The following is a 12307-nucleotide window of genomic DNA, read 5'->3' on the forward strand; positions in this document are numbered from 1 at the left end:
CTTTATTTTTTTTAAGAAAAATACTATAAAAACGACTAAGAAAGAATTAAGAAATCAAATACTTATTTTTATTTATATTTACCGAAAGCTGATTCAAATTTGTACATGCACTATAAAAAAATGAAATACTTAAAATTCCTGTTAATTACAGCAATCTACTTTATAGGTAATTTGGGGTATTCACAACATAAAACTTCAATTTCTGCAAAACTTGATGCAGATAATAATAGTATCGAAATTGAACAAACTATTTTGTTCTTTAATACATCTAATCAATCTTTACATACTATTGTTTTAAATGATTGGATGAATGCATTTTCAGATAAAAATACCCCGCTTGGGAAACGATTTTCAGATGAATTTGTGAGAAGCTTTCACATAGCAAAAGATGCAGATCGCGGTGGCACAACAATACTAGAAGCAACAAGTAATTCCATTCCAATAACTTATAAAAGAACCGAAAATCATCCCGATTTACTTGAAATTGAACTACCAACTACACTTTCTCCCAATGAAACAATTCCATTGAATTTAAAATACACCGTTAAAATTCCTAACGACAAATTCACTCGTTACGGATTTACAAATAATGGTGATTTTATACTGAAAAATTGGTTTTTAATTCCAGCACGACTCGACGATTCAGGTTTTACAACTTATAGCAATGAGAATCTGGATGATATTGCTAACGGTTTAACCGACTTTCAATTGCAATTTGAAATAGACAAACAATATCATTTATTTAGTGATTTGGATTTGGTAACCGAAACAAAAAAAGAAAATTCGCTAATCTATAATTTAGAAGGACTTAATCGATCTGACATTAATGTTGTAATTGAAAAGAAACCTACTTTTTTTAGTTACAAGAACAACGCTTTTGAAGTAGTTAGTAATTTAAAAGATAGACGCTTAAATGAAATCCAAAAGGCTTTGGTTATTGACAATGTAACAAGCTATGTAGAAGAAAATTATGGGCCAATTTCTCAAAATCGTATTTTAATTTCACAAATCGATTACGATAAAAACCCATTTTACGGACTCAATCAGCTACCCGCATTTTTAAGTCCGTTTCCCGATAGTTTTCTGTATGAAATTAAATTTCTAAAAATTTATTCTGAAACCTATCTTAAATCGGTTTTGCATTTAAACCCTAGAAAAGACACATGGATTTACGATGGACTTCAAACGTATATGATAATGAAATACATTGAAGACAACTATCCTAAAATGAAAATGATGGGAAATTTATCTGATATTGGCTTACTAAAAGGGTATAATATTTTTAGTTCCAATTTCAACGAACAGTTTTCCTATGTGTATTTATTAATGGCTCGCAAAAATTTGGATCAAACCATTGGGGATGATAAAAGTTCATTTATAAAATTTAACGAACAAATTGCTGGAAAATACAGAGCCGGAATAAGTTTTAATTACCTTAACGATTACCTTGGCGATTCTGTATTAAAAAATTCTATTCAAGAATTCATTCTTAAAAACCAAAACCAGCAAACTTCTGCCGATGATTTTGAGCAAATTTTAAAAAACAAAACAGACAAAAACATCGATTGGTTTTTCACTACGGTTGTAAATTCACGAAAATTAATCGATTTCAAAATAACACATGCTAAAAAGAAAGCCGACAATGTAGAAGTTACCATAAAAAACAAAACAAAAACCAATGTACCGGTTTCGTTGTATGGAATAAAAAACGATACTATTGTATTTAAAAAATGGGTTGAAAACATTACAACCGACTCTACATTTACTATAGCTTCTGAAAACGCAGACAAACTAGTTCTAAATTACAACAATGAAATTCCAGAATACAATGCCCGCAATAACTGGAAATCGCTTCATAGTTTTCTAGGCAACAACAAACCTTTTAAATTGGCTTTTCTTAAAGATTTAGAAAACCCTAAAAAGAATCAGATTTTTTATGTTCCTGAGTTTTCATACAACCTTTACGATGGCGTTTCGCCTGGATTAAGCATACATAACAAAACCTTATTAGATAAGCCTTTCATTTTTGACGTTACACCAATATACTCTAGTAGAACACAACAATTAACAGGTGGTGCATTTTTTACCGTAAACCAAAATATTCGCGAAGATCGCTTGTACAATATACGATACATGCTAGGTGGAAATACGTATCACTATGCTCCAAACGCTTCATATATTAAAATAGTTCCATCTATACATTTTAGATTTAGAGATTTAGACTATAGGGCTAATAAAAAAGAATACTTAACAATTCGACATATTTTTCTTAACCGGGAAAAATCTAGTTTTGCAACTTCAAAAGACGAAAATTACTCCGTTTTCAACATTCATTATTCTAAATTAGAAAATGAAGCCACACAATACTATAATCTTCAAACTGATGTTCAAGTTGCTACTAATTTTGGAAAACTAGGTGGGGAAATTCAATTTCGAAAATTATTTGACAACAACAGGCAGGTGAACTTACGATTTTATACCGGTATGTTTATTTTTAGAAGTACTAGTTCAGAATTTTTTAGCTTTGGATTAGATCGCCCAACGGATTATTTGTTTGATTATGGTTTACTAGGTCGTTCAGAAAGTACTGGTATATACAGTCAACAGTATATTATGGCAGAAGGAGGATTCAAATCTAAATTTGATACACGATTTGCTAATCAATGGATGTCTACTGTTAATGGAAGCTTCAATATATGGAATTGGATAGAAATTTATGGTGATTTGGGACTTTTTAAAAACAAACTTCATGACGCACAATTTGTGTATGATAGTGGTATTCGTTTAAATTTAGTACCTGATTATTTCGAATTATATTTCCCTGTATACTCTAAAAACGGATGGGAAATTTCACAAGACAATTACGACCAAAAAATTCGTTTTGTAATCACATTAAGCCCGAAAACACTTACATCATTATTTACCAGAAAATGGCTTTAATGTTATTTTACTATACCTACAACATATTTTTTATTGGATTGTTTTGATTTATTTTATTTAAAATTGAAATATCACTAACAATATCACAATAAAAACTCAAAAAATTATGGTATTTTTATCAAAAATGAAATTTAAAAATTCATAACCAATTGCTTTGTATTACCTAAATCGTTAAATTTGTCACATAACATTTTTTTTATGAACCAAACTGCCTCTAAAGAATCTATTTCGTTTGAAGATTTTAAAACAGAAGTTATCAACGATTATAAAATTGCAGTAATTAGTCGTGAATGTAGCCTTTTAGGACGTCGTGAAGTACTTACCGGAAAAGCCAAGTTCGGTATTTTTGGCGACGGAAAAGAAGTGCCGCAATTAGCCATGGCAAAAGCGTTTCGTAACGGTGATTTCCGTTCTGGATATTATCGTGACCAAACCTTTATGATGGCTATTGGACAAATGACAATTCAACAATTTTTTGCTGGTTTATATGGTCATACCGATTTAAACCATGATCCCATGAGTGCTGGCCGACAAATGGGTGGACACTTTGCAACACATTCGTTGGATGAAAACGGAAATTGGAAAAATTTAACGCAACAAAAAAACTCTAGTGCCGACATCTCTCCTACTGCTGGACAAATGCCTCGTTTGCTAGGTTTGGCACAAGCTTCAAAAATATACCGCCACGTAAAAGGCATCGACCAAACTAATTTTTCTGAAAAAGGAAATGAAGTGGCTTGGGGAACTATTGGTAATGCCTCTACCTCAGAGGGATTGTTTTTCGAAACTATCAATGCTGCTGGTGTACTTCAGGTTCCTATGGTTATGAGTGTTTGGGATGACGAATATGGTATTTCAGTACATGCACGTTATCAAACTACAAAAGAAAATATCTCAGAAATATTAAAAGGATTTCAAAGAGACGAAGAAAACAAAGGCTACGAAATCATGACTGTAAAAGGTTGGGATTATCCAGCTTTAATAGAAACGTATCAAAAAGCCTCACAAATAGCGCGAGAAGAACATGTTCCTGTTTTAATTCACGTAAACGAATTAACGCAACCACAGGGGCATTCCACTTCTGGTTCACACGAACGATACAAAAATGCTGACAGATTAGCTTGGGAAGCTGAATATGATTGTTTGGCACAAATGCGCAAATGGTTGTTAGAAAACAATTTAGCAACAACTGATGAACTTGAGACGATCGATTCTGAAAGCAAAAAAGAAGTCTTAGAAGGTAAAAAAGCTGCTTGGAATGCTTTTGTTGCTCCAATAAAAGACGAACAACAAGAACTTGTATCATTATTAAACGCAATTGCTTCGACTAGTGATAACAAAATTTTTATCGAAAAATTCGCAAACGATTTAGCGTCTATCAAAGAGCCTATTCGTAAAGACATTATCACAACTGCTCGAAAAGTATTGCGTTTAATTAATAAAGAAAATGGAAAAGCTCAACTTTCTGCTTGGATTACTGCTTATACAGAAAAAATCCAACCTAAGTTTAGCTCACATCTTTTCTCACAATCAAACAAAACTGTAAATGCTATAAATGAAGTTCTTCCTCATTACGATGAAAACTCAGAAGAAGTAGATGCTCGTTTAATTTTACGAAATAATTTTGATGTTATTTTCGAAAAACATCCTGAAACGCTAATCTTTGGTGAAGATTCAGGGAATATTGGTGATGTTAATCAGGGATTAGAAGGTATGCAGGAAAAATACGGAGAATTTCGTGTTGCTGATGCCGGAATTCGTGAAGCTACCATTTTAGGTCAAGGTATCGGAATGGCCATGCGTGGATTACGTCCTATTGCAGAAATTCAATATTTGGACTATTTATTATATGCAATCCAGATTATGAGTGACGATTTAGCTACGCTACAATACCGAACTGCTGGACGCCAAAAAGCTCCATTAATTATAAGAACTCGTGGTCACCGTTTAGAAGGAATTTGGCATTCGGGTTCTCCAATGGGAATGATTATTAACGCCATTCGCGGAATTCACGTTTTGGTTCCAAGAAATATGACTAAAGCTGCCGGTTTTTACAATACTTTATTAGAAACTGACGAGCCTGCTTTATTGGTGGAATGTTTGAACGGCTATCGTTTAAAAGAAAAAATGCCAACAAATTTAGGGGATTTTAGAACTCCTATTGGTGTTGTAGAAACCATAAAACAAGGAACAGATATTACCTTAGTTTCTTATGGTTCCACCCTTCGCTTGGTAGAACAAGCTGCAAAAGAATTGTTAGAAGTTGGTATTGATGCTGAAATCATCGACATTCAATCACTTTTACCTTTTGACATCAACCACGACATCGTGAAATCGGTTGCAAAAACAAATCGTTTGCTGGTTATCGATGAAGATGTGCCTGGAGGTGCTTCTGCTTTTATTTTACAACAAATTATAGATGACCAGAAAGCTTACCGTCACTTAGACAGTAATCCGGAAACGTTAACTTCAAAAGCACACCGTCCAGCTTATGGTACCGATGGTGATTATTTCTCAAAACCTTCTGTAGAAGATATTTACGAGAAAGTTTACGAAATTATGCATGAAGTAAATCCTTCAAAATATCCTAGCTTATATTAAGCCCAATTTTAAAAATAGAAAAGCCAGACTAGTAGTCTGGTTTTTTTTAGTCATTTTCAAAACAAATTAGTAACTTTATAGTTGTATCAATTTTTCTACAAAAATGAAAAACAAACACATCGTTAAAGTTATTCAATCGCAATTTGTTACACATGATGTAAAATCTATTAAAGTAGAGCGACCTGAAAATTTTAGTTTCATTCCCGGTCAGGCCACGGAAGTTTCGATAAACAAACCCAATTGGAAAAACGAAGCACGCCCCTTTACTTTTACCAGCTTAGCAGAATCCAACTATCTGGAATTCATGATTAAAATTTATACCGATAGAAATGGTGTAACTCATGAAATGAGTAAAGTAAATGCCGGTGACGAATTAATTCTTCACGAAGTGTTTGGCACAATTAATTACAAAGGACCTGGTGTTTTTATTGCTGCGGGTTCCGGAATTACTCCTTTTTTATCAATTTTCAGAGAATTGTACAAGCACAATAAAATAAGAGGCAACCGACTTATTTACGTGAACAAAACCTCGGAAGATGTGATAATGGGGCAAGAATTGTTTCACATGCTTAAAAACGATTTTATCAATGTCTACACTCGTGAAAAAGTAATTGGATTTTCCGGCAGACGAATCGATCGCAACTTTCTTATTGAAAACATCGTTGACTTTAGTCAGAATTTTTATGTGTGCGGTCCAGAAGATTTTGTAAGTTCAATTAAAAAAAATCTTTTGGAATTAGGTGCTACTGCAGAAACCATAATTTTTGAAGAATAAATAGTAACCTTTTATATTAACTCAAATATTTTATTATGAAAAAATCAATTTTGTTATCTGGAATTTTCGCTTTACTAGTTATTGTATCGTGTAAGAAAAAAGAAGAAACAATGGATGCTGATACTACTGCTCCAGTAGAAGCTGTACAAGAAGCTCCTATGGAAAATCAAACTGCTACTGACAGTGCTGCTGCAGATGGAACTTCTGTTAGTGTAAGTTCTGAAGGTGTAAGTGTTAGCAGTAAAGACGGTGAAAAAAAACTAGAAGTTAACGCTACAAAAGATGGTGCTGCTATTGAAGTAAAAAAATAAGCTTCAATTAAAATAAAGCATCAGCTTTCCAAAATAAATTTGGATTATAAAACAGTTGCCCGTTTGTAACTTCAAGCGGGCAATTTATATTATTAGTATATAAACTGCCTGTTCCTAACCCTTGTGGCATAGGGCTTTGCAAAGTATGGGTCCATTGTGCAATTGCATTAAGTCCGATATTACTTTCCAGTGCCGATGTAATCCACCACCCTATTCCGTATTTTTCGGCAAGATCAATCCACTCTTGCGACCCCTTAAAACCTCCAACCAAACTAGGCTTCAAAATAATGTACTGAGGTTTTACAGTTTGTAGCAGTCTTTCCTTATCTTGAAAATCAAAAATCCCAATTAATTCTTCATCTAAAGCAATAGGCAAAGGTGTTTCGGAACACAAACTAGCCATTAATTCCCAATTACCTGATTTTATAGGTTGTTCAATACTGTGAATTTTAAACTCGGCTAACTGCTTTAATTTATTCAGCGCATCATCTGGTGAAAATGCACCATTGGCATCGACTCTAATCTCAATGGTTTTTTCATCAAAATTAGCACGAATGAATTCGAGTAAACTTAATTCTTGACGAAAATCGATAGCACCTATTTTCAATTTAATGCAGTGGAATCCAGATGCTAATTTCTCTTCAATTTGGGCTTTCATGTATGCTTCATCACCCATCCAAACCAATCCGTTAATTGGAATTGGATTTTCACCCTTTGTGAATTCTGACGGAAACAACAAAAATGAAGATTCGCTTTGCAAAGATAAAAAGGCTTGTTCTACCCCAAATTGAATAGAAGGAAACTCTCGCAGGGCATCTAAAAGTGCTTCTTTCCCTAAATGGATATGCTCACAAACCCATTGCACCATTTTTTCATAATCTGGACGATCATCAATACTCAACGTTCTTAGAATGCCACACTCTCCAATGCCTTTTTTACCATTTTGCTCCAATATGATAAACCAAGTTTCCTTTTCGGTTAAAACACCTCTGGAAGTCCCGCTCGGTCTTTTAAAATTGAGAATGTATTTTTTATACGAGGCTTGGATCATTATCGAATTATAAATCGATTGAACTTCCTATTTCCAGAAGCATTAAATCTTTTCCATTATCGAAGAATTTTTTAATAGCTTCTTCATGATTGATAACTATAAATCCGAATGTATCGTAGTGATACCCTAATATTTTATCGCAATCTAAAAACTCTGAAGCTACAATAGCATCATCTACATCCATAGTAAAATTACTTCCGATAGGCAAAATTGCTAAATCCAATTTGGTACGCATAGGAATAAGCTTCATATCCATGGTTAAAGCTGTATCGCCAGCAATGTAAATATTTTTATGTTCTCCTTCAATTACAAATCCGCCAGGTTGTCCACCATAGCTACCATCTACAAAAGAACTAGTATGAATTGCGTTCACATATTTTACTATACCAAAATCGAATTTCCAGCTTCCACCATGATTCATAGGATGGTACTGTAACCCTTTGTTACCGTAATGCGTTGCAATTTCATAATTCGACACTATAACTGCGTTGGTTCGTTTGGCTATGGCTTCTACATCTAGCACATGATCCTGATGCGCGTGCGTAACCAGAATATAATCTGCCTTTAAGGTATTGATATCGATATGAGATGCTTTTGGATTACCGCTTATAAATGGATCTACAAGAATATGTTTACCACTAACTTCGATACCAAGACAAGCATGACCGTAGAACGTTATTTTCATAAGATGGATTTTTTAAAAGATTACTTTAAAAGTACTAAAAAAATGAACAGTAGTAACGACAAGGCAAAAGTGCCTAATGCTACTTTTTTAAGTTCAGGATCGAAATCTTGATAGCTTTTGGCTAAATAAACCACACGAAGGTGTCTGAACATTAAAATAGCTAGAAATAAAACCGGAAAAGTTGATGTTTCGGTAATTAATGCAAAAGCCACTAATAATACTACAGCACTAATTACCAAGGAGTAATGATAATATTTGGCTTTGTTCAGTCCTATTTTAACAACTATGGTATTTTTACCTGAATTTTTATCGTTTTCAATATCGCGCATATTGTTTAAATTCAAAACTGCCGTACTTAACATTCCGATGGCAAAAGCTGGTAAAAACAAGAATTGATCCAGCTGTTTTGAAAACAAAAAATGAGTTCCTAAAACACTAACTAAACCAAAAAACACCAAAACAAAAAAATCACCAAAACCACTATATCCATAAGCTCCTTTACCTACGGTATATTTAATAGCTGCAACAATTGAAGCGACTCCTAACAAGAAAAACAACAAGGAATATCCAAAGTTTTCCTTCCCGAAAGCCACATAAATTAAAGCTATTGCGGATAGCAAAGACAATAATGCTGTAATCATGATTCCTTTTTTCATTTGAGGAATCGATATTTCACCACTTTGAATAGCGCGTTTCGGACCTAAACGAAATTCATTATCGGTACCTTTAACGCCATCGCCGTAATCGTTTGCAAAATTCGATAATACCTGAAATCCTAATGTTGTAATTAAGGCTAAAACAACTATTTTCCAGTTATCATATCCTTGATAATAGGCATAACTGCTTCCTACAATAATTCCTGAAACCGATAAAGGTAACGTGCGAAGCCTAGCGGCTTTTATCCAATTTGCAACATTCATACAATTTACATCCAATTTTTAGGTGTGGTTCCAACTTGATACAACCACGTATTTACGAGTTCTTTTACGACATTAAAATTGCCTAAATGAAAAGACAATTTTCCTCCTGCTGTTACCACAGTAACACTTCCAATATTAAGAGCTTTATGCCAAAACAACTGACTCACTTTTATGGCTTGAATTTTATGAGGCTCTATACATTCGGTATCAATATCCCAAGCACCGCTCTGTTTAATAATGTATTTTTCATTAACAAACAGTCTGTAATTTCTAAAATCAAAATATTGAAGAACCGAAACAAAAGCAACATATACGGGAATCAAGAAATAGTAATTTTGAAATTCACTTTCTAAACTACCAAGATAAAAGAAACCTACAACAGGAATAAGTACAAAAAAAATCAAAGGAATAATTAATTTTCTAATGTTTGGTTTTACCACATTTCCTTTGTTTGGAAGGTTTTTAAAAATCAAACGTAAAATTTCCTCTTTTTCAAATGTGTTACAACCGGGTATTTCAATGTTGGCATTTTTATTTCTTTTATCCGATTCGTGTCCTCCAGCCTGCTTAATATTCAAGGTTAAAACATTCATTTTCTTCTGAAACCAATTCTGACTTACTCCTACAATCTGAACTCTATCTGATTTAATTATTGTGCTTTTGGTATTTATTAGTCCGAATGACAATAACAACGATTCATTTTGTCGTACAATTTTGAAATCGAAGTATCTAACTATGGTACGAACCAAATTAATAATTAGAATAACTGAAAACAGTACTAAAATCAATATTAGAACCGCATAAAAGACGAACGTTTCATTAAAAAAACTTTCTATGGTAGAATCGACCTTATCAACAGTATTTTGATCTTGAAAAAAATGTTGAAAATTATCGAATAATGTTCCCCAAAAAGCAACCAATAGCCAGAAACTCTTAACATAATTAGACGTAATTCCGATTTTAAGCAAACTCAAAAAACTTATTTTGATATCATTTACTTCGGCGTTTACCTTGTCCTCCTCTATTATATCCTCCGATTTTTTTTGATTAGATTCCGATAATAATCTTGTTTTTAAAGCCACAGCCAAGTCATGAGAAACCGCTCTAATTGAAATTTCTTTTTTAGTACTTCCGGCAGAATCAACATCTAAAGCATGAACACCTACTATTCGTTGAATTAAAGTCTGATTGATATTTACCTGCTGAATTTTATCCAAGCGAATAGCTAATTTGGTTTTACTTATAACACCTTTTTGAACTATAAACTCTTCGTTTTCTTCATCGATATAAAACGTAAAATTCAAGTATTTCAAATAAGCAATAATGGCTACTACAAGCAATACAGCAATAACTCCCAAAAGCAAGTATAGCTTATTGATTTGATTGAATTTAAAAATCCAAATCACCAAAATTGGCCAAAAATGTCGTATAATTTTCTGGAATGTATCGGTAAACATAACCAATACACCAATTAACGATTGCCTTTGAGGTTGGTTAAATTTATTCATTAGAAACCGACTCCGAATTATCTTCTTGTTTAACAATCAGTTTCGACATTAACAACTGTCTAATTTGCAACGCTTGTTCTTTTTCTATACCCGGGATTTCAATATCACTGTTACTTCCGCCGGCGGTATAAATTCCAATAGAAGCTAAGCCTAAGATTCTTGAAATAGGCCCTTCATTTAATTCAACATGCTGAATTCTGTTAAACGGAATAATGGTTGTAGTTTCAGAAATTACGCCTTCTTTATACAGCACATCTTGTTCTCTGAACGCATAGCCTCTTTTTTTGAAACTAAGTTTTCCATAAAAAAAGGAAATCAGAAATAAAGCAACTATAGCCATGCAAATTAAAAGCCAATTAGTTTGAGCTTCTTCAAGAGTTAGAATCGCTACAATTCCAGCAACAATCATTACTGTAAGGAAAATAAAATTTCGAACTAAAATGATTTTCCAGTACTTTTTATGCAACGGCAATAAGGCTATTGCTTCAAATTTAGGAAGTGCATTTACATCAATAGTGTTGTTGGTGAAGTTCACAGTATTTGTTTAAATTAAAAATAAGTAAAACGCAAAATCAGTTAGATTTATAAGCTACTTTACACTTTTTATTATGGAATATATTTCTTTTCGAAATTTGGTTTACGCTTTTCTAAAAATGCATTTCTTCCTTCAATAGCTTCATCCGACATATAAGCCAAACGTGTAGCTTCTCCAGCAAAAACCTGTTGCCCCACCATACCGTCATCGGTAAGATTCATTGCAAATTTCAGCATTTTAATAGAGATTGGTGATTTTTCCAAAATTTCTTGTGCCCATTGATAAGCCGTATCCTCTAATTCTGCATGAGGAATTACAGCATTAACCATTCCCATATCGAATGCATCTTGAGCAGAGTAATTACGCCCTAAAAAGAAAATTTCACGAGCTTTTTTCTGTCCGACCATTTTTGCTAAATATGCCGAACCATAGCCGCCATCAAAACTGGTAACATCGGCATCGGTTTGTTTAAAAATTGCGTGTTCTTTACTCGCCAATGTTAAATCGCATACCACATGCAAACTATGTCCACCTCCAACAGCCCAACCTGGCACTACAGCAATTACAGCTTTAGGCATAAAACGAATTAAGCGTTGAACTTCTAATATATTTAATCGATGGTAGCCATCATCGCCCACATAGCCTTGTTTTCCTCTGGCTTTTTGATCACCACCACTACAAAACGACCAAATACCATCTTTGGTAGAAGGTCCTTCGGCAGACAATAATACAACACCTATAGATGTATCTTCATGAGCATCATGAAATGCTTCTAAAAGTTCTTTTGTTGTTTTAGGACGAAAGGCATTACGAACATCGGGGCGGTTAAATGCAATTCGTGCCACACCATTACATTTCTTGTAAGTTATATCTTCAAACTCTTTTACGGTTTGCCATTGAATAGTACTCATAATTAAAAATTTTACCGTAAAAATAAAACAATTTGAGCGCTTCCTTATGAAGATTTTTCAACAAATAATT

General features: G+C 33.4%; 10 protein-coding genes. 4 read left to right on the plus strand and 6 right to left on the minus strand.

Going from position 1 to position 12307, the window contains the following annotated elements; translation table 11 throughout:
• Window positions 1-120 precede the first annotated feature (120 nt).
• The 4 genes from ACZ1JT_RS01045 to ACZ1JT_RS01060 all read left to right on the plus strand — a co-directional run bounded on the left by ACZ1JT_RS01045 (window position 121) and on the right by ACZ1JT_RS01060 (window position 6627).
• Window positions 121-2940, plus strand: coding sequence for a gluzincin family metallopeptidase (locus ACZ1JT_RS01045; protein ID WP_465094315.1), 2820 nt, complete (start codon window positions 121-123; stop codon window positions 2938-2940).
• A gap of 198 nt (window positions 2941-3138) precedes the next feature.
• Window positions 3139-5541, plus strand: a complete 2403-nt coding sequence (locus tag ACZ1JT_RS01050; protein WP_465094316.1) for an alpha-ketoacid dehydrogenase subunit alpha/beta — start codon at window positions 3139-3141, stop codon at window positions 5539-5541.
• A gap of 103 nt (window positions 5542-5644) precedes the next feature.
• Window positions 5645-6316 carry an FAD-binding oxidoreductase gene (locus ACZ1JT_RS01055; RefSeq protein ID WP_465094317.1) on the plus strand — a complete coding sequence of 224 codons (672 nt, stop codon included), beginning with the start codon at window positions 5645-5647 and terminating at the stop codon, window positions 6314-6316.
• A 35-nt stretch (window positions 6317-6351) separates the two neighbouring features.
• Complete coding sequence (locus ACZ1JT_RS01060) at window positions 6352-6627, plus strand: hypothetical protein (RefSeq protein WP_465094318.1); 276 nt, start codon at window positions 6352-6354, stop codon at window positions 6625-6627.
• A 7-nt stretch (window positions 6628-6634) separates the two neighbouring features.
• On the opposite strand, the gene ACZ1JT_RS01065 is transcribed toward ACZ1JT_RS01060, so the two are convergent.
• The 6 genes from ACZ1JT_RS01065 to ACZ1JT_RS01090 all read right to left on the minus strand — a co-directional run bounded on the left by ACZ1JT_RS01065 (window position 6635) and on the right by ACZ1JT_RS01090 (window position 12237).
• Window positions 6635-7675 carry an o-succinylbenzoate synthase gene (locus ACZ1JT_RS01065; protein ID WP_465095262.1) on the minus strand — a complete coding sequence of 347 codons (1041 nt, stop codon included), beginning with the start codon at window positions 7673-7675 and terminating at the stop codon, window positions 6635-6637.
• Window positions 7676-7685: 10 nt separating this feature from the next.
• Entirely contained in the window at window positions 7686-8363 is a 678-nt protein-coding gene (locus tag ACZ1JT_RS01070) for a metal-dependent hydrolase (protein WP_465094319.1), read from the minus strand.
• Between the two features lie 20 nt (window positions 8364-8383).
• A complete protein-coding gene (gene menA / locus ACZ1JT_RS01075) occupies window positions 8384-9283 on the minus strand; it encodes a 1,4-dihydroxy-2-naphthoate octaprenyltransferase (protein ID WP_465094320.1) in 900 nt (299 codons plus the stop codon).
• Window positions 9284-9288: 5 nt separating this feature from the next.
• On the minus strand, window positions 9289-10791 hold the full coding sequence (locus ACZ1JT_RS01080) for a PH domain-containing protein (RefSeq protein WP_465094321.1): 1503 nt from the start codon (window positions 10789-10791) through the stop codon (window positions 9289-9291).
• Entirely contained in the window at window positions 10784-11326 is a 543-nt protein-coding gene (locus ACZ1JT_RS01085; RefSeq protein ID WP_465094322.1) for a PH domain-containing protein, read from the minus strand. The genes ACZ1JT_RS01080 and ACZ1JT_RS01085 overlap by 8 nt, the downstream gene beginning before the upstream one ends.
• Window positions 11327-11397: 71 nt before the next feature.
• On the minus strand, window positions 11398-12237 hold the full coding sequence (locus ACZ1JT_RS01090) for a 1,4-dihydroxy-2-naphthoyl-CoA synthase (protein ID WP_465094323.1): 840 nt from the start codon (window positions 12235-12237) through the stop codon (window positions 11398-11400).
• Window positions 12238-12307: the final 70 nt, after the last annotated feature.

This window comes from Flavobacterium sp. IC2-16, assembly GCF_055521455.1.